This window comes from Micromonospora sp. DH14 (assembly GCF_029809455.1).
In the GTDB taxonomy this organism is placed as follows: Bacteria; Actinomycetota; Actinomycetes; order Mycobacteriales; family Micromonosporaceae; genus Micromonospora; species Micromonospora parva.
Genome location: NZ_JARVKT010000003.1, coordinates 156,885 through 179,188, shown reverse-complemented (window position 1 = coordinate 179,188; position 22,304 = coordinate 156,885). Strand labels below are relative to the sequence as shown.

Below are 22,304 nucleotides of genomic sequence, written 5' to 3'. Positions count from 1 at the left end.
GGGCTGAGCCGGTGACCCGGGCGGAACCGATGCCACCGACGACCCGGGCGAACCCGGTGGTCCCGACGACCCAGGCGGGCCCGGTGGCCCCGGTGACCGTGGTCGGCCTGGACGCGGCCGGCGCCCCGCCGCACCCCGCTCTCGCGCCGGTGCTGGCCGCCGCCGGGCTGGTGGTCGGGGCCGCCCGGCACCTGGCCGCCGTGCCCGTACCGGCCGACGCGGACACCATCACCCTCGGGCCGCTCGCCCCCGCCCTGCGCCGCCTCGCCGAGGCCGTCGACGCCGGGGTGCCGGCCGTGGTGCTGGCCAGCGGCGACCCCGGCCTGTTCGGCATCGTCCGGCGGCTGCGCGCGGCCGGGCTGCCGCTGCGGGTGGTGCCGGCGGTGTCCAGTGTGGCCGCCGCGTTCGCCCGCGCCGGGCTGCCCTGGGACGGTGCGGCAGTGGTCACCGCGCACGGGCGTGACCCCCGAACCGCAGTGAACGCCTGCCGGGCGCTGCCACTGGTCGCGGTGCTCACCGCGCCCGGCGCCGGGGCGGCCGAGCTGGGTGCCGGCCTGATCGGCTGGTCCCGTCGCCTGCTGGTCGCCGAGCACCTGGGCACCGCCGAGGAACGGATCCGCGCGGTGACCCCCGAGCAGGCCACCGCCGAGACCTGGGCCGACCCGCACGTCCTCCTCAGCCTCGCCGACACCGGGTCCGCCGGGTCCGGGCCCACCGACGCCGGGTCCGCCGACGCCGATCTGGGCACGGTCGGCGGGATGCGGGTCGACAACCAGCCGGCCGCCGCGCCGGCCGGCGGGTGGGCGCTGCCGGAGAGCCGGTACGTCCACCGCGACTCCATGATCACCAAGTCGGAGGTGCGGGCCCTCGTCGTCGCCCGGCTGCGCCCCCGACTGGGCCGCCTCGTCTGGGACGTCGGCGCGGGCAGCGGCTCGGTCGGCATCGAGTGCGCGCTGCTCGGCGCGGCGGTGCTCGCCGTCGAGCAGGACCCGACGTCCGCCGCGACGATCTGGGACAACGCCGCCACGCACGCCGTCGACGTCCGGATCGTCGTCGGGCGCGCCCCGGCGGCGCTGGACGGGCTGCCCGAACCGGATGCGGTCTTCGTCGGTGGTGGCGGCGTCGACGTCCTGACCGCCGTGCTGGCCCGTCGACCCGAGCGGGTGGTGCTCACCCTGGCCGCGCTGGACCGCGTCGCGCCGGCAGTGGGTCTGCTGCGCGCCGCCGGCTACGCGGTCGAGGGCAGCCAACTCTTCGCCGCCCGCCTCGCCGACCTGCCCGGCGGGTCGATCCGTCTCGCGGCCACCAACCCGGTGGTCGTCCTCACCGGGGAGCGCCAGTGACCGACCAGAACCCGCCCGCCCGGATCGGCCTGGTGGCGGCCACCGCCGCCGGCCGCCGGCACGCCGACATCCTGGCCGCCGCGTGGCCGCACGCCCGGCTCATCGAGGGCGGGACCGTCGCCGACGCGCTGCGCGCCGCCTGGGCCGGTTGTGACGCGGTGGTCGCGTTCCTGGCCACCGGAGCGGTGGTGCGGATCGTCGCGCCGCTGCTCGACGACAAGCGCACCGACCCGGCCGTGGTGGTCGTGGACGAGGCGGCCCGACACGCGGTGGCGCTGCTGGGCGGGCACGCCGGTGGCGCCAACGACCTCGCCGAGCAGGTCGCTGCCCTGCTGGACGCCCGAGCGGTGATCACCACCGCCACCGACGCGGTCGGGTTGCCCGGGCTGGACACCCTCGGCTGGCCGGTCCACGGCGCGGTGGCCGCGGTGTCCCGGGCCATCCTGGACGGTGAACCGGTCCGGCTGGTCGCCGACGCCGACTGGCCGCTGCCCGCCCTGCCCCCGAGCGTGCGTGCCACCGACGAGGACACCCCGGACGACGGGTACCGGCTGCTGGTCACCGACCGGGTGGTGCCGACCGACGGGCGGACCGCCGTGCTGCGGCCGCCGTCGCTGGTCGCCGGGGTGGGCGCGAGTCGGGGCGTACCCGCCGCCGAGGTGGTGGAGCTGCTGCACCGGGTGCTGGCCGAGGCCGGCCTCGACCCGGCGAGCCTGCGTTGCCTGGCCAGCGCCGACGTCAAGGCCGATGAGGCGGGCATCCGCAGCACCGCCGACGCGCTCGGCGTACCCCTGGTGACCTGGCCGGCGACGCGGCTGGCGGCGGTCGACGTGCCGCATCCCAGCGAGGTGGTCCGCGCCGCGGTCGGCACGCCGAGCGTGGCGGAGGCCGCAGCCCTGCTCGGCCCGGACGGCCGGGCCGGCGACGCGACGCTGCTGGTGGGCAAGACCGCGACGGCGATGGCCACCGTGGCGGTGGCCCGGCACGCGCCACGCGGCCGGCTGGCCGTCGTCGGCCTCGGGCCCGGCGCCGCCGACCTGCGCACCCCCCGCGCGGTCACCGAACTGCGTCGCGCCGCCGTGGTGGTCGGCCTCGACCAGTACCTCGACCAGGTCCGCGACGTGCTGCGCCCCGGCACCCGGGTGCTCTCCAGCGGGCTGGGCGCGGAGGAGGCGCGGGCCCGCGCCGCCGTCGCCGAGGCCACCGCCGGCCGGGCGGTCGCGCTGATCGGCTCCGGCGACGCCGGGGTGTACGCGATGGCCAGCCCCGCCCTGGAGTACGCCGACGAGCGCATCGACGTGGTGGGCGTGCCCGGCGTCACCGCCGCCCTCGCGGCCGGGGCGCTGCTCGGCGCGCCGCTCGGGCACGACCACGCCTACCTGAGCCTGTCCGACCTGCACACCCCGTGGGACGTCATCGAACGACGGGTGACCGCCGCCGCCGAGGGTGACTTCGTGACCATCTTCTACAACCCGCGCAGCCGGGCCCGCGACTGGCAGCTCGGCAAGGCGCTCGGCATCCTCGCCGGGCACCGGCCACCGGACACCCCGGTGGGGGTGGTGCGCAACGCCAGCCGCCCCGGCGAACAGGTCCACCTCGCCACGGTGGCCACGCTCGACCCGGCGATCGTCGACATGTACAGCGTGGTGGTCGTCGGCAACAGCGACACACGGCTGGTCGCCGGCCGGATGGTCACCCCCCGGGGGTACCGGTGGCGCTCGTGACCATCGACGCCTGCCAGGGCTGCGGAGCCTGCCTGCGCACCTGCCCCACGCACGCCATCACACCAATCGCCGGTGGCCTCACCGTCCGCGCCGACCGGTGCACCGGCTGCCTGGAGTGCCTGGAGATCTGCCCTGTCGACGCGATCCGCGTCGTCGAGCCGTCGGAAGGAGCCCGATGAGCCGGGTGGTGCACCCCATCGAGGTCGAGTCGTACCGCATCCTGCGCGAGCGCGTCGACCTGTCGCACCTGCCGCGGCTGAGCCGCGCGGTGACCGAACGGGTGGTGCACGCCAGCGCCGACCTCGCCTACGTCGACGACCTCGTCTGCGACGAGACCGCCCTGCGGTCCGGGCTGGCCGCGCTGCGCGCGGGCGTACCCGTGGTGACGGACGTGGCGATGGTCGCCGCCGGCATCACCCGCACCGGCCTGGAACTGGTCTGCCCGGTCGCCGAGCCGGCCGCCGCCGACCTGGGCCGCTCGGCCGGCATCACCCGATCGGCGGCGGCCGTCCGGATCGCCCTGGACCGGGTCGGGCCCGGCGCGGTCTGGGTGGTCGGCTGCGCGCCCACCGCGCTCGTCGAACTGCTCACACTGCACGCCGCACCGGCGCTGGTCGTCGGCCTGCCGGTCGGCTTCGTGGGCGCCGCCGAATCGAAGGCGGCGCTGCGGGCCAGCGGCCTGCCCGCCGTGTCCAACGTGGGCGAGAAGGGCGGATCGGCGGTCGCCGCCGCCGCCCTCAACGCCCTGCTCTACGTCGAGGAGAAGTCATGACCGGATTGGTCATCGTCGGGCACGGTACGCGCAGCGCGGCCGGTGTCGAACAGTTCGCCGCTCTCGTCGAGCGGGTCCGTCGTCGCGGTGACCTCGGCGACGTCGAGGGCGGCTTCATCGAGCTGTCCCGCCCACCGCTGACCGACGCGGTGGGCGCGCTGGTCGCGCGCGGGCACCGGGCCCTCGTGGCGCTGCCGCTGGTGCTCACCGGCGCCGGCCACGGCAAGGGCGACATCCCCGCCGCGATGGCCCGGGAACAGCAGCGTCACCCGGGGCTCAGCTACCGATACGGCCGTCCGCTCGGCCCCCACCCGCTGCTGCACGACGCCCTCGAACAGCGCATCGACGCGGCACTGACGGGTGCCTCCACGGCCGGTGCCGACCGGGCCGGCACGGAACTGTCCGGTGCCGACGCCGGCACGGAACTGTCCGGTGCCGACCGGGCCGGCACGTGGGTGGCGTTGATCGGGCGAGGGTCCACCGACCCGGACGCCAACGCCGAGGTCGCCAAGGTCGCCCGGCTGCTCTGGGAGGGGCGCGGCTACGCGGGCGTGGAACCCGGGTTCATCTCCCTCGCCCAGCCGTCGGTGCCGGCCGTGCTGGAGCGGCTGCGCCGCCTCGGCGCGCGGCGGATCGTCGTCGCGCCGTACTTCCTGTTCGCCGGGGTGCTGCCGGAGCGCATCGTCGCCCAGTCGGCGGAGTTCGCCGCCGCCCACCCCGACCTGGACGTGCGCGTCGCCGAGGTGATCGGCGACTGCGACGCGCTCGCCGAGCTGGTGCGGGAACGCTACGCCGAGGCGCTGGGCGGTGACATCCGGATGAACTGCGACACCTGCGCGTACCGGGTGCTGATGCCCGGCTTCGCCGACAAGGTGGGCCGGCCGCAACGCCCGCACGACCACCCCGACGACCCGGTCGGCCACCACCATCACCACGGGCACGACCACCACCATGACCACGACCACGGGTCGGTGGCGGTGGTCGGCGGCGGGCCCGGACCCGACGACCTGATCACGGTACGCGGACAAGCCCTGCTCGACGCCGCGGACGTGGTGGTGGTCGACCGGTTGGCCCCGCAGGGACTGCTCGCCGGGCTGCGCCCCGACGTGCTGGTGCTCGACGCCGCCAAGGTGCCGCGCGGCCCGTCGATGGCCCAGGAGGCGATCAACGCGGCCCTGGTGTCGCACGCCAAGGCCGGTCGCCGGGTGGTCCGGCTCAAGGGTGGTGACCCGTACGTCTTCGGGCGCGGCCACGAGGAGGTGCAGGCCTGCACGGCCGCCGGTGTGCCGGTGACGGTGGTTCCCGGGGTGAGCAGCGCGCTCGCCGCACCGGCCCTGGCCGGCGTGCCGGTCACCCACCGGGGCGTGGCGCACGACGTCACCGTCGTGTCCGGACACCTGCCGCCCGGGCACCCCGACTCGCTCGTCGACTGGGCGGCGCTGGCCCGGGCCCGGGGCACCGTCGTGCTGCTGATGGCAGTCGACACCATCGCCAAGATCGCGTCGGTGCTGATCGAGCACGGTCGCGCCCCGCAGACTCCGGTGCTCGCGGTGCAGGACGCCGGGCTGCCCGAGCAGCGGTCGGTGTCCGCCCGGCTGGACGAGATCGGCGCGTCGGCCGCCCGGGAGGGCATCCACCCGCCCGCTGTCTTCGTCGTCGGCCCGGTGGTCGCGCTGCCGACCACCGGGCCCACGGTCTGACGGTCACTCGCTGCGGGCGGTCTCCGGACCGGTGATCCGTTCCAGCAGCGGCAGGGTGGACGCGATGACGGCGAGGCAGGCCGCCAACCCGACGACGATGATCACGTAGAAACCCGGCTGCGGCGCGACGAGCGTGTAACCCATCTGCGCCCGGAGGAACAGGTGGGCGGCGAGCAGACCCATCCCGATGGCGACCGCGGCGACGGCGAGCATCGGTACGGCGCTCTCCAACGCCACCACCCGGCGCAGGACCCGCACCGGTGCGCCGCTGAGCCGCAGCAGGCTGAACGGGCGTCGGCGTTCGGTGAGACCGCCGATCACGCTGACCGCGAGGCTGCACCCGCCGAGCGCGAGGCTGGCCACGATGATGACGTTGGCCAGTTGTTCCCAGCCGCGCAGCGTGTTGGCGAAGTCCGACTCGAAGTCGCCGGGCACGTTCGGCCCCACCCAGAAGCTCGGGAAGGCGACCTCCAGCACGGTGCGGACGCGCTCGATGGCGGCGGCGGAGCCGTCGGTGCCGACGACCATCGCCCCGACCGGCAGCCGCTGGAGTTCGTCGAGGGTGAACGACGCGGCCGGCCAGACCGTCGCGGGCGAGGCCGACTCCCGCCAGCGGCTGAGACCGATCGGCACCTCGATGACGCTCGCGCCGTCGGCGCACCGGCCGTACGCGCTCGGGAGGTCGGTGCACGCGATCAACCCGCCCTCGCCGCCGTTCATGATGTCCGGGTCTTCCCGGATGGCGGTCGCGGACCGTACGCCGCTGATCGCCCGCAACTCGGCGAAGAGTGGGTCGGGCACCGACGGCACCTTCTCGTCGAAGACGGTGGTCACCGTGCCCGCGTCGGTCGAGCCGACCGGTGCCGGGCCGCGGTTGTCGACGATCGTGGTGATCACGCCGACGGCCACGCTCGTCACGAAGAGCGCCAGCATGATGCCGCTGATCGCCCGGAACCCGGCCTTCGGGTTGTCGGCGAGACGCCGCGCGGCGATGAGGGTGGCGGTGCGGCTGGCGTACCGGGCCATGACCCGGGCACCGACCATCGTCAACCACGGGCCGGCGAAGACCAGGCCGGCCATGATGAGCAGCAGGGCGGGCAGGAACACCGCGGTCTGGCCGTCGGACGTGGCGGGCCGGAAGCCGATGGCGAAGAACAGCACCGCCACGCCGATCGCGATCGGGATCAGCCGGTACGCGCGCGGCGCACGGGGGGTGACCCGTCGGGTGACGCCCAGCGGCGAGATCCGTACCCGGCGCAGCGAGACCTGGGCGGCCACCGCCGCGCCCACCGGGACGCCGAGCGCCACCATGAGGGCGTCCAGCACGCCCAGCGACATGTCACTGGGGAAGAACGGCATGCCGGTGAACGGGATGCCCGCCATCCGGCCGCGGAAGGCGTAGAACAGGGCGAAGCCGACGGCGGTGCCGGCGACGGCGGCGGCGCCCGCCTCCACCGCGGCGACCGTCGAGATCTGCCGGGGCGTCGCGCCGACCAGGCGCAACGCGGCGAAACGCTGCTCTCGGCGGGCGGCGTTGAGCCGGGTGGCGGTGCCGATGAAGATCAACACCGGGAACAGCAGTCCACCGGCGATCACGCCCAGGATGAGGTTCACAGTGGTCTCGGGAAGCGCTGGTTTGTCACCGACGTCGCTGACCTGCCTGGCGTTGGGCAGCTCGCCGACGCTGTCCGGGGTGCCGCCGACGATGGCGAGCAGGGTGTTCGGTGAGGTCAGCCCGGCGGGGGCGACGGTGCCGACGTCACGGCCCGGGTAACGGTCGCTCAGCTGGTCTGCCGGGTGCGCGGCCAGCAGTTCCCGCAGCGCGGGCGAGGCGTAGAACTCACCGGGGCCGGGAGTGGTCGGGATGCCGGCCGGGGTGGGCGTGTTCGAGCCGGTGGCGGCCACGTCGATCCGGATGATCTGCTCGCCGTGGAAGTAGTCGTTTCGGGTCGACCACCACAGCGGGTCGGCGTCGCCGCCGGTCGAGGCGCTGGGATAGATGGAGGCGTAGCGGGTGAGCTGTGCGTCGACGGCGTTGACCCCGGCGAGGGTGGTCAGCAGCAGCCCGCTGCCGACCGCGACGGCGGCGGCGATGACGAGCAGGCGGGTGAGCGCCTCACGGCCGCCGGCCACGGCGAGGCGGAGCCCGAAGCGGATCATGAGGCGATCCGGTCCGGCGCGTTCACGCGCCCGTCGCGGACCATGACCTCGCGGTCGGCGTACGCCGCGATCCTGGGCTCGTGGGTGACCAGGATGACAGTGGTGCCCTGCTCGCGGGCGGCGCTGACCAGCAGGTCCATCACCTGCTCGCCGGTGAGCGAGTCGAGCGCGCCGGTCGGCTCGTCGGCGAAGAGCACCTGCGGCTCGGCGACCAGGCCGCGGGCCAGTGCGACCCTCTGCGCCTGCCCGCCGGAGAGCTCACCCGAGCGGCGTTGCTCCAGGCCGTCCAGGCCGAGGCGCGTGAACCAGGCTCTCGCCTTCGACAGCGCCGTTGTCCGGCGTACGCCGCTGAGCAGCAGCGGCAGCGCGACGTTCTCGGCCGCCGTCAGCTCGGGGACGAGCTGGCCGAACTGGAACACGAAACCGAACCGGTCCCGGCGCAGGCTGCTGCGCTCGGTCTCGGCCATGGCGTGCACGCTGGCCCCGTCGAAGAGGATCTCGCCGGAGTCGGGCACCAGGATGCCGGCCAGGCAGTGCAACAGGGTGGACTTGCCCGAGCCGCTGGGCCCCATGACGGCGAGGATCTCGCCCGCCTCCACGGCGACGCTGGCGCCGCGCAGGGCGGGGGTCTGACCGAAGGAGAACTCGACGTCACGCGCTTCGATCACGACGCTCACGGCCGCACCTCTTTCCGCAGGGCGTCCAGTCGGGCGCCGGTCATCTCGATCCATCGGAGGTCCGCCTCCAGGTGGTAGAGGCCGTGGTCGGCGAGGAGCGCGTCGACCAGGCCGCCGGCGCGCTTGATCTCGGTCAGCTCTCGCATCCGGCGCAGGTGCGCGCTGCGCTGCGTGTCGAGGTACTCGGCGGCCGGACGGTCCAGCATCAGCGCGAGCACGACCTTGGCGAAGAGCACCGTCTGCAGGTGCGGCTCCGGGTCGACCGGCTGGGTCAGCCACTGTTCGACCTCGGTCGCGCCGACATCGGTGATGATGTAGCGCTTGCGGTCGGGGCCGGAGCCGGGGGCGACGTCGCTGATCACCACCTTGCCGTCGCGGGCCAGTCGGCTGAGGGTGGAGTAGACCTGGCCGAACGGCAACGGCTTGCCCCGGCCGAAGAAGGCGTCGTAGTCGCGTTTCAGGTCGTAACCGTGGCTGGGCTCCCGTTCGAGGAGGCCGAGAAGAGTCAGTGGCACGCTCATGCCAGCAGACTACACCGAGGGTATACCTCGCGTATATACCCTCGGTGTGTGGTGAGTCGACGCCTGGTCGAGGCGTTGATGGCGAGGCGATCGGGCGGGCGGGGTCAGCCGGTCAGGGCGCGGGCCACCGCGTACCCGGCGGTGGCCGCGGCGAGTCCGGCGGCCACGCTGCCCAGCACGTTGGCCAGGGCGAGCAGCCGGTGCCCGCCCCTGGTCAGCCGCAGCGTCTCGTAGCTGAACGTGGAGTAGGTGGTCAGCGCGCCGCAGAAGCCGGTGCCGAGCAGGGTGCTGACCGCCGGGCCGACCGGCCACCCGACCAGGGCGCCGAGCAGCAGCGACCCGGTCACGTTGACGAGCAGGGTGCCCCAGGGGAACACCGAGCCGTGCCGGGACTGCACGGCCCGGTCGGCGAGGTAGCGCAGCGGCGCGCCGACGGCCGCGCCCAGGACGATGAGCAGGATGGTCACCGGTTCGCCCGCCGTAGCAGCCCGGCGGTGACGGCATCGCCCACCCCGACCGCGGCGAGCGCCCCGAGCACCGTGGCGGCGAGGTACGCCAGCGCGGTGCCCGGTGCGCCCGCGACGATCGCCTGCTGGACGTCGACCGTGTAGGTGGAGAAGGTGGTGAACCCGCCGAGCACCCCGACCCCGAGGAACGGGCGAGCCAGCGGATGCCCACCGTCGAGGTGCCCGAGCACCGCCATCAGGACGCCGATCAGCAGGCAACCGGACGTGTTGATGGTGAAGGTGGCCCAGCCGAAGCCGGTCGGCGCGTGGGGAACGGCGTGTTGCAGGCCGGCCCGGGCCAGCGCGCCGAGCGCCCCGCCGGCCGCGATCGTGGCGAGGATCGTCGCGGGGCGCGCGGTCAGCTCGCGGCGGTCGGCGGGGACGCGCAGATCGACGTCGGGGTCGGTACGCGGCTCGAACGGCTCTGGCACGGCTCCTCAGCGTAGTGCCGGCGTCAGCGGCGTCAGCGGGCTGCCGGCGTCAGCGGCGTCAGCGCGTTGCCAGCGGACGGCGGCGGTGGCGTGCCGCCGGTGGAGGGTGGCGTCAGCGGACTGCCACCACCGCGGCGTCCGGGCCGCCGCGCCAGAGCGTGCCGACCTCGCGGAAACCGGCGGCGGTGAGCGCGGCCAGGTGCCAGGAGACCGGCGGGTTCCACTCGGGGCTGTGCCCGGTCGGGTAGATCGCGTGACGCCGGGCGACCAGCGGGGCGAGCGCCGGGTCGGCGCCGGCCCGCTCCCACCAGTCCGACCAGGACAGCATCGAGCCGGCGGCGTACCGGGCGTTGCGCCGGCTCCGGGCCCGGTCCATCAGCCGCTTGGTCAGCTCCGGCAGGGTGTCGTCCGGCATGTGGTCGGCGTTGACGAAGACGCCGCCCGGCCGCAGCACGTCGCGCACCTCGGTGTAGAGCTGGCCGAGCCGGTCGGCCGGCAGCCAGTGCAGGGCGGTGGCGGTGAGGACGGCGTCGTACTCCCGGTGGGGGAGCGCGGAGTGCCATTCGGGGGTGCCGAGGTCGGCCGTGATGATGGTGGCCCGGTCGGCCAGCGAGGCGCTGGCGATGGCGAGCAACGCCGGGTCGAGGTCGACGAGGGTCGTCTGCGCGGTGGGGAAGCGGGCGAGGGTCCGCAGCGAGATGGTGCCGGTGCCGCCGGCCAGGTCGAGCACGCGCGGGGCCCGGCCGTCGATGACCGCGTCGACGGTGTCGAGCATCGCGGCGAACCGGTGTTCCCGGTCCGGGAGGTAGGCCTCCTGCTGGCGGTCCCAGCTTTCCTGCCAGGCCCAGGGATCCTCGATGTAAGGAGTCATAGCGATCAGGCTAGTTACGCCACGAGCGCGTTGTCCAGACCTTGTTGCACATCTTTTGCAATTGCGAGAAGATGGCGGGGCGATGATCAGAGCGACGCCGGGCCGGCGCTTTCGCCCGGCCCGGCGTCCTCGTCCCGCGCCGTCAGACCGCGGCGTCCACCAGGCTCTCGTCGGCCCGGGCCGGCTGGTCGCGACGGGCCAACCGCAGTGCGCCGAGCAGGACGCCCAGGCCGGCCAGAGTGAGCGCGGCACCGGCCCAGATCGGTGAGGTGTAGCCGAGTCCGGCGGCGATGGTCACACCGCCGATCCAGGCGCCCAGCGCGTTGCCGAGGTTGAACGCGGCGATGTTCGCCCCGGAGGCCAGGGTCGGCGCCTGCTGGGCGTACCGCATGATCCGCATTTGCAGCGGCGGCACGGTGGCGAAGCCGAACCCGCCCATCAGCACCAGCGCGACGATGGTCAGCACCGGGTTGGTGGCGGTCAGCGCGAAGCCGACGAGCACCACGGTGAGCAGCGCCAGGACGGTGACCAGGGTGCGCGACAGGGACCGGTCCGCCGCCCGGCCGCCGAGCAGGTTGCCCGCGAAGAGCCCGGCTCCGAAGAGGACCAGCAGCCACGGCACGGTGCTGGTGGCGAAGCCGCTGACCTCGGTGAGCGTGTAGGCGATGTAGGTGAACGCGCCGAACATCCCGCCGAAGCCGAGGACGGTGATCACCAGGGAGAGCCAGACCTGCGCGTGGGTGAAGGCCCGCAACTCGCCGCGCAGCCCGCCGGCCGGGCGGTCGGCGGTGGCGGTGTCGCGACCCGGGATGAGCAGGGCCAGCCCGACCAGGGCGACCACGCCGATGGCGGTGATCGCCCAGAACGTCGACCGCCAGCCGAAGTGCTGTCCGAGGAAGGTGCCGAAGGGCACGCCGAGCACGTTGGCGATGGTCAGGCCGGCGAACATCATGGCGATGGCGCCCGCCTTGCGCGCCGGTGCGACCAGGCCGGCGGCGACCACCGCGCCGATGCCGAAGAACGCGCCGTGGCAGAGCGCGGCGACGATCCGGCCGGCCATCATCACGGCGTAGTCGCCGGCGACTGCGGAGAGCAGGTTGCCGATGATGAAGAGCACCATCAGGCCGAGCAGGACCGGTTTGCGTGGCAGTCGGGTGACCGCCGCGGTGAGGGCGACCCCGCCGACGGCCACGCTGAGCGCGTAGCCGGAGATCAACCAGCCGGCCACCGGTTCGGTGACCGCGAAGTCGGCGGCCACCTCGGGCAGCAGCCCCATGATGACGAACTCGGTGAGCCCGATGCCGAAGGCGCCGATGGCCAGCGCGATCAGGCCGGGCGGCAGGGACGTGTGGCGTACGGACATGGTCTTCCCGTCGAGAGGGGGCAGATATAAGGCGTGTGCAACTACACGCGTCAGCAACGAGATACTTGCACACGCGTTATACCGGCGCAAGCGTGGTAGCCTGGGGCCCGTTCAGATCACACCGAGGAGGCAGCCATGGGCATCGCGGACGACGCGGTCGAGATCCGCGCCCAGGGTTGGCGCACCCTCGCCGCCCTGCATGGGCTGATCGAGACGTCCCTGGAACGCGCCCTACAGGCCGGCCACGACCTCTCCGTCGTCGAATACACGGTGCTCGACGCGCTGTCCCGCCAAGACGGCTGGCACATGCGGATGAGCCAGCTCGCCCGCGCCGCCGCGCTCTCCGGCAGCGCCACCACCCGGCTGGTCACCCGCCTCGAACAGCGGGGGCTGCTCACCCGGATCCTCTGCGCCGACGACCGGCGCGGCATCTACACCGAACTGACCCCAGCCGGCTCCGAGCTGCTCGCCCAGACCCGACCGACCCACGACCGGGTGCTCACCGACGCGCTTGCCCAGGCGGAGGCCACCCCCGAGCTGGCACCACTGGTCGACGCCCTGCACCGGCTGCCCGCCGCCCGCTGACCGTCCCGCCGGCCGGCGCGACGGCGGGCGTACGGTACCCGCAGCCCCACCGGGACCGCGCCAAGGAGGCAGCCGATGCAGGACCGCACCCCTCGTCCGGAGGAGCTGGAGCCGATCGAGCGCGCCGGCATCGACGAGCTGCGCGCCCTGCAACGCGACCGACTGCGCTGGTCGTTGCGGCACGCGTACGACAACGTTCCGCACTACCGGCGGGCGTTCGACGCGGCCGGGGTGCACCCCGACGACTGCCGGGATCTCGACGACCTGGCCCGCTTCCCGTTCACCGGCAAGGCCGAGCTGCGGGAGAACTACCCGTTCGGCATGTTCGCCGTGCCCCGGGAGCGGGTGGCCCGCCTGCACGCCTCCTCCGGCACCACCGGCCGCCCGACGGTGGTCGGCTACACCCGCGACGACCTGCGCACCTGGGCGCGCCTGATGGCCCGCTCGATCCGCGCCTCCGGCGGCCGTCCGGGTGACCGGGTGCACGTCGCGTACGGCTACGGGCTCTTCACCGGGGGTCTCGGCGCGCACTACGGGGCCGAGGAGCTGGGCTGCACCGTCATCCCGGTCTCCGGTGGCATGACCGAGCGTCAGGTCATGCTGATCCGCGACTTCGAACCCGAGGTCATCATGGTCACACCCAGCTACCTGCTGGCCATCGTGGACGAGATGCGCCGCCAGGGCATCGACCCGCGGTCCACCTCGCTGCGGGTGGGCATCTTCGGGGCCGAGCCGTGGACCGAGGACATGCGCCGGGAGATCGAGCAGCAGCTGGACATCCACGCCGTCGACATCTATGGGCTCTCCGAGGTGATGGGTCCCGGTGTGGCGACCGAGTGCGTCGAGACCAAGGACGGGCTGCACCTCTGGGAGGACCACTTCTACCCGGAGATCATCGACCCGGTCACCGGGGCCGTGCTCCCCGACGGCGAGCGCGGTGAGCTGGTGTTGACCTCGCTGAGCAAGGAGGCGATGCCGGTCGTGCGCTACCGCACCCGCGACCTGACCCGGCTGCTGCCCGGCACCGCCCGGCCGATGCGCCGGATCGAGAAGATCACCGGCCGGACCGACGACATGATGATCCTGCGCGGGGTGAACATCTTCCCCACCCAGATCGAGGAGCTGATCCTGCGGATCCCGCAGTTGTCGCCGCACTTCCAGTGCGTCCTCGACCGGCACGGCCGGCTGGACACCCTCACGGTGCGGGTCGAGCGGCGCGCCGGCGTCGCCGTGGACGCCGCCGAGCGGGCCGGCGGCACGCTGGTGCAGCTGGTGAAGAACACCATCGGCGTGAGCGTGGCGGTCGACGTCCTCGCCCCGGACACCGTGGAACGGTCGATGGGCAAGATGCGCCGCATCGTCGACCAGCGGCCCACCTCGACGTCGAGCCCGACATAGAATCCCACGCATGCGTGTGCTGGTGGTCTCCGCCCCGCTCGTCGGGCACGTCTTCCCACTGGTGCCGCTCGCGGTCGCGCTGCGCGACGCCGGCCACGACGTGCTGGTGGCCACCGGCGGCGGGGGCCTGGCCGCCGCCGAGGCCGGTCTGTCGGTGCACGACATCGCGCCCGGCTTCGACTTCGGGCCGATCGCGCTGCGGGTCTTTCCCCGCCATCCGCTGATCGCCCGCGCGGAGCTGGCCGGCACCGCCGGCACCCGAGGCGCCGGCCTGCTGTTCGGCGCGCTCAACGACCAGCTCACCGACCCGGTGGTCGCGCTGGCAACCGACTGGCGGCCGCATCTGGTGGTGTACGAGCCGTTCGCGGTCGCCGGTGCGGTCGCCGCCGCGCGCCTCGACGTGCCGGCCGTACGCCAGGAGAACGCCCTCTTCGACGGTCGGGACCTGGTCCGCGCCACCGTCGCCCGACTCGGCGGCGCGCTGCGCCGCCACGGCCTCACCGGGCTGCCCGCGCCGGCCGCCGCCCTGGCCGTGGCCCCGCCCAGCGTTGCCACGCAGGGCGGCTGGCCGATGCGCTACTCGTCCTACGTGGGCGGTGGCGAGCTGCCGGACTGGCTGCGCGAGCCGGGTGACCGCCAGCGGATCCTGGTCACCCGCAGCACCCTGACCGGGCCCGGCGACCGGGGGCCGATGCCCGCCGTGGTGGCCGCCGCCGCCGAGGTGGACGCGGAGATCGTGCTGGTCCGTCCCGACGAGCGGTCGGCCCGCTCGGTGCCCGGCAACGTCCGGGTGGTCGACTGGATCCCTCTCGACGAGGCGTTGCCGGCCAGCACGGCGCTGGTGCACCACGGCGGGGCGGGCAGCGCCCTCGGCGCCCTCGCCGCCGGCCTGCCCCAACTGGCCACCATGGGTCCGGGGGACCGGCGGCACAACGCCGAGCTGGTGGCCCGCCGGGGCGCCGGTCTGGCGCTGCGCCCGCGCGACATCACCGCGCGGGCGCTCACCCAGCTGCTCACCGACGAGCGCCTGCGTACCGCCGCCGTACAGGTCAGCCGCGAGATCGCCGGGATGCCGCCACCGACCGACCTGGTCGCGCGACTGACGGCACTGGTCTGACACCGGCTCCGCGTGGCCACCCCGGATCGTCGGTCGTCTGCGGCAGGATGACCGGATGCGACACGTCGTGCTGTTCCACTCCGTGTACGGGCTGCGGCCCGCCGTGCGCGCCGCCGCCGACCGGTTGCGCGCCGCCGGGCACCAGGTCAGCGCCCCCGACCTGTACGGCGTCCCGGCCGCCGACACCGTCGAGGAGGGCTTCGCGCTGCTCGACAAGATCGGCCAGGAGGTGGTGCTGGACCGGGCCCGGGCGGCGCTGCGTGACCTGCCACCGGAGACCGTGCTCGCCGGTTTCTCGATGGGCGCCGGGGTGGCCGGGGCGCTGCTGACCGAGCGCCCCGACGCCGCCGGTCTGCTCTTGCTGCACGGCACCGGTGGGGCCCCGGACGCGGTCCGCGCCGGATTGCCGGTGCAGCTGCACCTCGCCGACCCCGATCCGTACGACGCGCCGGACGAGGTCGACGAGTGGCAGCGGGCCATGACCGGCGCCGGCGCCGACCTGACGGTGTTCCGCTATCCCGGGGTGGGCCACCTGTTCACCGATCCGGAGGTGGCTGAATACTCTCCGGACGCCAGCGCGGCGGCCTGGCCGCGCGTGCTGGCCTTCCTGGCCGATTGTTGAGCACCAGGCCGGGGCCGCTTGCTGAGCACCAGGCCGGCGGCGTGACCTCGTCGCCCTGGCCGGTCGGCTGAGCCGCCGGCCCTGCTCAGCTGGCGGTGGCGCCGATGCGTGGGGGCGTGGCGGTGCCGTGCACCCGCCGGGCGTGGTTGGCGAACAGCCGGGGCGCGATGATCGGCATGAGCAACCGGGCCGGCAGCGGGGCGTGCGCCAGCACCGCCTTGACCACTGCCGGGTCGCCCTCGTACATGGCCAGGCCGAAGGCCAACGGCAGCTGCTTCTTCGGGGACTTGCTCATCCCGTGCTCGCCGAGCCGCATCCACTCCCGGGCGGTGACGTGCCGTTCCGCCAGGGGCAGGATCTCCTTCTCCTCCAGGGCCATGTGCTCGATCAGCGCCTCGCGGAGCTGCTCCAGGGCGTCGGCGAGCTGCTCGCCGTCGCGCCCGGTGCGACGCCACCGGGGGAGCAGGGTGACCACCGCCGCGTGGGCGTCCTCGATGGCGTGGTGCTGCGCCTCCATGGTGGGGACGATCGCCGTCGCCTGCGCGCCGCCACGCTCCAGCAGCAGCGGCCACAGCAGCAGGTCCTCACCCTCGTGGTGCAGGTGCAGGATGTGGCAGAGCATCTCGGCGTGGGCGCCGACGACCTCCGCGCGCCTGGTGTCGCCCGGTGTGACGTCCCGGACGAGCTGCGGCAGCAGGCTGAATTCGCGACGGAGCGCGGAGTGCGCCATGTACATGTCGCGCACGTCGGCCATGGCTTCGCGGTGGTTCTGGTTCACGGTGACCTTTCCGAGGGATCAACTGGCACAGATCTGTTGATCATGCTCGGTGTCACTTGGAACCGGCTTGGAATCCACCAACCGTGCCGGTCAGCCGGCCAACGCCGCCGTCGCCTCGGCCAGCCAGTGCGGCGACTCCCACCGGCGGGCCACCCGCGCGGCGAGCGTGAAGTGCCGGGCCGCCTCCTCGGTGCGGCCCAGCAGCCGGCACAGCTCCCCGAGCGTCAACGCGACCGGCCGCACCACGGCCGCGGTGGTGGAGAAACCGGCCAGTTGGTCACGGACCGGGAGCAGCGCGTCGATCACCGGCTGGGCCAGGTCCCGTCGACCCAGCGCCACGATGACCATCCCGCGTACGGTGAGCAACGCCGACTCGAAGTAGTCCGGGCGGTACGTGTGCCGCCCGATCGGCATGGCCCGCGCCTCGGCCAGGCGTCCGCTTCCGATCAACGCCAGCGCCAGCAGGTCGTCCACGATCGGGCCCAACGACTCCCGGATCCGCCGGGTCGCCGCCAGGTGCTCACCGAACCGTCCCTGGCTGATCAGCAGGGTCCCGGTGGAGAAGTAGTGGAAGGACTCGGCGTGCAGCGAACCCTGCCGCCGCATCTGCACGGCGACCTCGTCGTAGTGCCGTTGCGCGGCGACGAAGTCGCCGGCGACGTGCGCGAGGGTGCCCAACGAGCACAGGTTGATGGTCTGCGCCTCGTTCAGCTGGTACGTCTCGGCCAGCCACCCCTGCCGGGCGACGCTGAGGCGTAGCTCGTCCGGCTCGTTGAGGGCGGCGGCGCAGTGGCCCAGCACCTGCTCGGCAACCGAGCGGTAGGTCACCAGCCCATGCTCGTCGGCGAGGTCGCGCAGCTCCACGGCCAGCACCCGACGGTCCGGCGCTTCCCGTTCGTAGCTCATGGTGCGCATCCGCGCGGCCAGCCCGAGGGCCCGCAGCTCGGGGTCGTCGAGGCGCCGCCCGAGGGCCAACGCCTCCCGCCCGGCCGCCACGCCGCGCGGATCGGATTCGCCGTCCAACTCCGTGGCGAGCGCCTCCAGCAGTCGGCAACGGGCAACCGGGTCCAGGTCGTCGGCGCGCAGCAGCCGGGTGAGCACCTCGACGACGCGGTGGTCCACCACGCCGTACTCGTGGGTCAGCCACGGGGTGGGGACGGTCCACGCGGTGAACGCCGCGACCAGCAGATCGTCGCGGCCGGACTGCGCGGCGACGTCGAACGCCCGGGCGCGGGTCTGCCGGGCGGCGGCCACCGCACCGGCGCGCGCGTAGGCGCGCAACAGCCGGCCGAGCAGGTCGACCCGCAGCGCGTCGCGGTCCCCGGTGACCGTGGCGGCGGCCTCGACAGCGTTGCTGAGCAGCTCGATCGCGGCGTCGTACGCGTACCGTCGCTCGGCCAGTTCGGCGGCCCGGATGGCGTAGTCGACGGCGAGCGGCGCGGTGTCGGCCGACGCGGCGCGGGCGTACTGGTGGGCGAGGGCCGGGTAGTCGTCCGGCCGCAGCCGGCGGGTGGCGGCGGCGATCCGGGCGTGCAGGCGGGTGCGGCGCAGCTGCGGCAGGTCGGTGTAGATGGTGTCGCAGACGAGACCGTGCACGAACCGCACCCGCCCGGGCGCCGGTTCGGTGAGCAGTCCGGCGGCCAGCCCGGCCTCCAGCGCCCGCAGCACCGTGGCCTCGTCGGTGCCGGCGGCGTCGACGAGCGTCGGCACGTCAGCCTCCCGCCCGACGGCCGCGGTGAGGCGCAGCACCGACACGGCCGTCGCCGGCAGCCGGGAGAGCCGTCGGCGCAGCACGTCGCGTACGCCCTCGGGCACGTCGGAGGTGGCGACGAGCGTGCCCTCGGCGGCGAGCAGCCGCGCCGACTCCCGGACGTAGAACGGGTTGCCGCCGGTCCGCTCGGCCAACGCGGCGACCGTGTCCGGGTCGACGGTGGTCCGGGCCAGCGCGCCGAGCAGCCGTTCGACCTCGGACGTGCTCAGGCCGCCCAGCGGGATCCGGTGGGGTGACCGGCGGGCCAGCACGGCCATCGTCTCGGCGAGGCGGTCGGCGTTGTCCGCGGGCCGCAGCGCCGCCACGAACAGGACGGCACCGGTGGTCATCTCGGTGACGCTCTGCAACAGCAGCAGGGTCTCCGCGTCGGCGGCGTGCAGGTCGTCGAGGATCACGGCGACCGGTCTGCGGGTCGCGGCGGTGTCCAACCAGGTGCCCACGGCGCGGTGCAGCCGGAACCGGCCGGCGGTCACGTCGCCACCGGGCTCACCGTCGCCGCCGCCGACCAGTGGGGCGAGCGCGGGTGCGAGGTCGCCCGGGGGTGCCTGCTCGGCGAGTTGCCGCAGCGCCTCGACCCAGGCCCAGGCCGGCGGTGCGCCGTCGACCTCGGGGCAACGGCCGACGGTGACCAGCCAGCCGTGGTCGGTGAGCTCCTGCCGGAACCGGGCGAGCAGGCTGGTCTTGCCGGCCCCGGCCTCACCGCTGAGCAGGGCGACACGCGGCCCGCTCGCCACCGTGTCGGTGGCGGCCTGCCGCAGCTTTTCCCACTCGACCTTTCGGCCGACGAAGACCTCCTGCGACACCTGTCGGCCGCCGCGTACCGGTGCCGGCGTCACCGGTGGCAGCAGGTCGAGGCGCTGGCCGAGGATCGCGGACTCCACCTCGACCAACGCCGGGCCCGGGTCCAGACCGAGCTGGTCGGCCAGGGTCGCCCGCGCCCGCCGCAGCGCGGCAAGCGCGTCGCCCTGCCGGCCGGTACGCCACAACGCCAGCGCCAGCAACCGCCAGCTCTCCTCGCGCAGCGGCGCCTGCCGGGTCAGCAACTCCGCCTCCGGCACCGCCTCGGCCGCGTCGCCGCAGCGCACCGTCACGTCGAGCAGCAACTCCCGGGCGCCCAGGCGCAGCTCCTCCAGCCGCAACACCTCCGGCTGCGCCCACGGCTCCCCGGCGAACTCGGCGTACGCCCGACCGCGCCACAGGTCGAGCCCGTCGCGCAGCAGGTGACGTGCCCGGCTCGGGTCGGTGGGGCCGATCGCGCGCGCCTCGGCGAGCAGGGTCTCGAACCGGCCGGCGTCGACGGCGTCGGCGGGCAGCCGCAGCGCGTAACCCGGTGCCGCGGTGACCAGGACCCGGGCCGGCGCCCGGCGTTCGCGGGCCGGTTCCACCAGGCGGCGCAGGTGCGAGATGTACGCCTGCAGGGAGGCGATCGCCCGTGGTGGCGCGTCACCCCGCCATAGATCCTCGATCAGCTGACCGACGGAGACGACCTCGCCCCGGGCCGCGAGCAGCAGCGCGAGCACGGCGCGTTGCCGGGGGCCGCCGAGGTCGACCGGCCCGCCTGTGTCGACCTCGACCTCAAGCGGCCCGAGCACCCGTAGCAGCATGACGAGACCAATCCTAGTCACGCCGGGTGACCGGCTCGCCCACTCCCGTCGGACGGTGGGAAGCCAGCTCACCCCAGGTGGGGGCGGCACCTCGCTCTCGACCCGACCTCAGGCGCAGGCGGCCAGAGCGTCCGACCACCGCGGCGACGGCGTACCGGGCGTGACGCGTAACGGGGGTGTCTCCCCGACACCGACGAGCGCACCCCGTCGGGCGGAGCCCGGCACGGCGGGCCTCGCGCTGATCGCCGCCCGGGATCGGGCGACCTCCGGAGGCCAGTGCGCGGCCGCGTTCCGTCGGGACGCGGCCGTCGAGGCGGCCGGGGTCGGCGGCACGTCACCGGCCGACACGACGACCCGCAGCCGGCCGGAACCCGGCGAACGGTGGGTCTGCCGATTCGGCGCGGCCGGCGCGGTGGCCATCCTCGGGGTGCGGACGGGTCGGTGCCGCACCGGGCCGGTGGCACCCGGTCGCGACACCGGGGCCAGCGCGGCCAGGCCGGCCCGGGAGCGGACCGCGTCGAGACGCACGACCTGCGCGGTCGCGGCGTCGACGACTCCGGCGCCGACCGCCTCGGCACGGTCGGCGGGTTCGCCGGTGTGCGCGTCGACGGTGTCGAGGCGCGGCGTGTCGGCGGTTCGGCTGGCGAAGACGGCCCGCAGGGCGCGGGGCAACCGCTCGGCGGCGACCTGGCGCAGCGCGGGCGCGGCGAACGCGTACCCGTCGACGCGGTGCGGACGCAGCATCCCGGCGGCGACCAGACCGCGCAGCGCGGATGCGGACCGGCCGGGCGTCCAGCCGAGCGCCCGGTCCACTGCCGCGCCGCAGATGATTCCACCGAGGGTGCCGGCGGCCATCAGCACCGCCCGCCGCTCACCGTCGAGGTGGTCCACTTCCGCGCCGACGGCCCGGCGTACCGCCTCGGGTAGCACGAGGGCCGCCGGGTCGGCACCGTCCACCAGCGACGTCACGTACGCCGTCGAGTGCCCGGGGCGGCCTCCCACCAGCGGCAGCAACCGGTCGACCAGGGCCACCGGCTGCCCGGCCCGGGTGAGCAGGTGGCGCAGCAGCCGCCCGGACTGCACCGTGGCCAGCGGGCCGATCGTCACCCGTCGGGCCGGGCCGGGCCGGGTGTCGGCCCACTGCGGCTGGTGCACGGTGAGCACTGCCAGCGGCAGCGCGCGCTCGGTCGCCGCGCGGAACAACGCGTGCAGGAACCGGCTCACCGCCGGCGCGGCCCGGTCCAGGTCGTCGACGGCCACGATCAGCGGCCGGTGGGCGGCCAGGCGCAGCAGGACCTCCCGGCAGATCGCCGCGCCGGCGAGGGCGGCGGCCGAGCCGTCCGGGGTGGTCAGCATGCGCTGCAGCGCCGGGACGGCGGTGGCCACCCTGGTCGGCGGGAACAGCGGCGTCAGGGCGGCGACGAGCCGGTCGTGGACCGCCGCCGGGCCGTCGCTGTGCCGGATCCCGGCGAGGTTTCGCAGCAGGTGCGCGACCGGCGCCAACACCTGATCGGGGTACGGCTGGCAGGCCGCCACGCACCAGCGGACCGGCGTACCGTCCACCGTGGTCAGCCCGCGGGTCAGCTCGTGCAGCAGCCGGCTGCGGCCACTACCGGTGGGGCCGACCAGGGAGATCCAGCGTGGTGCCCGGTCCCGGATGGCCCCGCCCAACTGGTCGCGGATGGTGGCCAGTTCGCGGCGTCGACCGATCAGCGGGCCGTCGTGCCGGTCGGCGCCGGGGCGGACCGGGCCGACGGCGTGCCACAGCGGCACCGGCGGCACCCGGCCGGCCACCGGCACCGGCGTCAGCTGACGCTGGGTGATCAGGCCGGCGGTGGCGCGGGCGGTGGCCGCGCAGAGCGCGACGCCGCCGGGTGCGGCGTACTCCTGCAGGCGGGCGGCGGCGGTGATCACCGCGCCGCTGGCCACGCCGTGCCCGCCGGTGACGACGTTGCCGAGGTCCACCACGACCTCGCCGGTGGCCACCCCGACGCGGACGCGCAGCCTGATGTCGCCGACCATGGGCCGGCGGTCCAGCGCGGCCTGGATCTCCAGGCCGGCGCGGACCGCCCGGTAGGCGTCGAAGCCGTCGGAGTGCCGTGCGCCGAAGAGGGCCATCACGGCGTCGCCGATGTACTTCTCCACCACCCCCTGCCAGCGGTGCAGCACACCGGCGACGGTGTCGAAGTAGGCCTGCTGCAACGCCCGGACGTCCTCCGGGTCGAGGCGGTCCACCAGGGCCGTGGAGCCGACGATGTCCGCGAAGAGGACGGTGACGACCCGCCTCTCCTGCGGTACCGGCCAGAGCGGGGTGACGGTCCGTTGCGTGTCGACGATGATGCTGGTGGTCATGGGTGTCGC

19 protein-coding genes are annotated in these 22,304 nt (G+C 74.7%); 9 read left to right on the top strand and 10 right to left on the bottom strand.

Annotated features, from left to right (window positions below; translation table 11 throughout):
- Positions 1–29: 29 nt before the first annotated feature.
- The 5 genes from cbiE to cobA are packed head-to-tail and all read left to right on the top strand — an operon-like array spanning position 30 to position 5,539.
- The gene (gene cbiE / locus QCZ28_RS06730) at positions 30–1,343 is read left to right on the top strand and encodes a precorrin-6y C5,15-methyltransferase (decarboxylating) subunit CbiE (protein WP_347815092.1); all 1,314 of its coding nucleotides are present in this window, start codon (positions 30–32) and stop codon (positions 1,341–1,343) included.
- Positions 1,340–3,067 carry a precorrin-3B C(17)-methyltransferase gene (cobJ, locus tag QCZ28_RS06725; RefSeq protein WP_279515719.1) on the top strand — a complete coding sequence of 576 codons (1,728 nt, stop codon included), beginning with the start codon at positions 1,340–1,342 and terminating at the stop codon, positions 3,065–3,067. The genes cbiE and cobJ overlap by 4 nt, the downstream gene beginning before the upstream one ends.
- On the top strand, positions 3,055–3,246 hold the full coding sequence (locus tag QCZ28_RS06720) for a 4Fe-4S binding protein (RefSeq protein ID WP_210866097.1): 192 nt from the start codon (positions 3,055–3,057) through the stop codon (positions 3,244–3,246). Before cobJ ends, QCZ28_RS06720 begins: the two co-directional genes overlap by 13 nt.
- Positions 3,243–3,839 (top strand): precorrin-8X methylmutase, encoded by a 597-nt coding sequence (locus tag QCZ28_RS06715; protein ID WP_279515718.1) that lies wholly within the window; start codon positions 3,243–3,245, stop codon positions 3,837–3,839. Before QCZ28_RS06720 ends, QCZ28_RS06715 begins: the two co-directional genes overlap by 4 nt.
- Positions 3,836–5,539 (top strand): uroporphyrinogen-III C-methyltransferase, encoded by a 1,704-nt coding sequence (gene cobA, locus QCZ28_RS06710; RefSeq protein ID WP_279515717.1) that lies wholly within the window; start codon positions 3,836–3,838, stop codon positions 5,537–5,539. Before QCZ28_RS06715 ends, cobA begins: the two co-directional genes overlap by 4 nt.
- Before the next feature lie 3 nt (positions 5,540–5,542).
- Here the strand turns inward: cobA and QCZ28_RS06705 are convergent, their stop codons facing one another.
- The 7 genes from QCZ28_RS06705 to QCZ28_RS06675 all read right to left on the bottom strand — a co-directional run bounded on the left by QCZ28_RS06705 (position 5,543) and on the right by QCZ28_RS06675 (position 12,068).
- On the bottom strand, positions 5,543–7,699 hold the full coding sequence (locus tag QCZ28_RS06705; protein WP_279515716.1) for an FtsX-like permease family protein: 2,157 nt from the start codon (positions 7,697–7,699) through the stop codon (positions 5,543–5,545).
- Positions 7,696–8,376, bottom strand: a complete 681-nt coding sequence (locus QCZ28_RS06700) for an ABC transporter ATP-binding protein (RefSeq protein ID WP_279515715.1) — start codon at positions 8,374–8,376, stop codon at positions 7,696–7,698. Before QCZ28_RS06700 ends, QCZ28_RS06705 begins: the two co-directional genes overlap by 4 nt.
- The gene (locus QCZ28_RS06695) at positions 8,373–8,897 is read right to left on the bottom strand and encodes a PadR family transcriptional regulator (RefSeq protein WP_279515714.1); all 525 of its coding nucleotides are present in this window, start codon (positions 8,895–8,897) and stop codon (positions 8,373–8,375) included. Before QCZ28_RS06695 ends, QCZ28_RS06700 begins: the two co-directional genes overlap by 4 nt.
- A 104-nt stretch (positions 8,898–9,001) precedes the next feature.
- Positions 9,002–9,364: a fluoride efflux transporter CrcB gene (crcB, locus tag QCZ28_RS06690; RefSeq protein WP_279515713.1), complete on the bottom strand. Its 363-nt coding sequence runs from the start codon at positions 9,362–9,364 to the stop codon at positions 9,002–9,004.
- Complete coding sequence (locus QCZ28_RS06685) at positions 9,361–9,834, bottom strand: CrcB family protein (RefSeq protein WP_279515712.1); 474 nt, start codon at positions 9,832–9,834, stop codon at positions 9,361–9,363. The genes crcB and QCZ28_RS06685 overlap by 4 nt, the downstream gene beginning before the upstream one ends.
- A 112-nt stretch (positions 9,835–9,946) precedes the next feature.
- The gene (locus QCZ28_RS06680) at positions 9,947–10,705 is read right to left on the bottom strand and encodes a class I SAM-dependent methyltransferase (protein WP_279515711.1); all 759 of its coding nucleotides are present in this window, start codon (positions 10,703–10,705) and stop codon (positions 9,947–9,949) included.
- A gap of 142 nt (positions 10,706–10,847) precedes the next feature.
- Positions 10,848–12,068, bottom strand: coding sequence for an MFS transporter (locus QCZ28_RS06675; RefSeq protein ID WP_279515710.1), 1,221 nt, complete (start codon positions 12,066–12,068; stop codon positions 10,848–10,850).
- A 135-nt stretch (positions 12,069–12,203) separates the two neighbouring features.
- Here QCZ28_RS06675 and QCZ28_RS06670 point away from each other — a divergent pair, with 135 nt between their 5' ends.
- From QCZ28_RS06670 to QCZ28_RS06655, 4 genes are all read left to right on the top strand, one after another.
- Positions 12,204–12,653, top strand: a complete 450-nt coding sequence (locus QCZ28_RS06670) for a MarR family transcriptional regulator (protein ID WP_279515709.1) — start codon at positions 12,204–12,206, stop codon at positions 12,651–12,653.
- A 75-nt stretch (positions 12,654–12,728) separates the two neighbouring features.
- Positions 12,729–14,051, top strand: a complete 1,323-nt coding sequence (gene paaK / locus QCZ28_RS06665) for a phenylacetate--CoA ligase PaaK (protein ID WP_279515708.1) — start codon at positions 12,729–12,731, stop codon at positions 14,049–14,051.
- Between the two features lie 10 nt (positions 14,052–14,061).
- Positions 14,062–15,168, top strand: a complete 1,107-nt coding sequence (locus tag QCZ28_RS06660; protein ID WP_279515707.1) for a nucleotide disphospho-sugar-binding domain-containing protein — start codon at positions 14,062–14,064, stop codon at positions 15,166–15,168.
- Positions 15,169–15,223: 55 nt separating this feature from the next.
- Positions 15,224–15,790: a dienelactone hydrolase family protein gene (locus tag QCZ28_RS06655; protein ID WP_279515706.1), complete on the top strand. Its 567-nt coding sequence runs from the start codon at positions 15,224–15,226 to the stop codon at positions 15,788–15,790.
- A gap of 85 nt (positions 15,791–15,875) precedes the next feature.
- Here the strand turns inward: QCZ28_RS06655 and QCZ28_RS06650 are convergent, their stop codons facing one another.
- The 3 genes from QCZ28_RS06650 to QCZ28_RS06640 form a co-directional block, all read right to left on the bottom strand.
- Complete coding sequence (locus QCZ28_RS06650; protein WP_279515705.1) at positions 15,876–16,568, bottom strand: hemerythrin domain-containing protein; 693 nt, start codon at positions 16,566–16,568, stop codon at positions 15,876–15,878.
- 90 nt (positions 16,569–16,658) lie between these two features.
- On the bottom strand, positions 16,659–19,943 hold the full coding sequence (locus QCZ28_RS06645) for a BTAD domain-containing putative transcriptional regulator (RefSeq protein ID WP_279515704.1): 3,285 nt from the start codon (positions 19,941–19,943) through the stop codon (positions 16,659–16,661).
- Positions 19,944–20,051: 108 nt separating this feature from the next.
- Positions 20,052–22,295, bottom strand: a complete 2,244-nt coding sequence (locus QCZ28_RS06640; protein WP_279515703.1) for an adenylate/guanylate cyclase domain-containing protein — start codon at positions 22,293–22,295, stop codon at positions 20,052–20,054.
- Positions 22,296–22,304 lie beyond the last annotated feature (9 nt).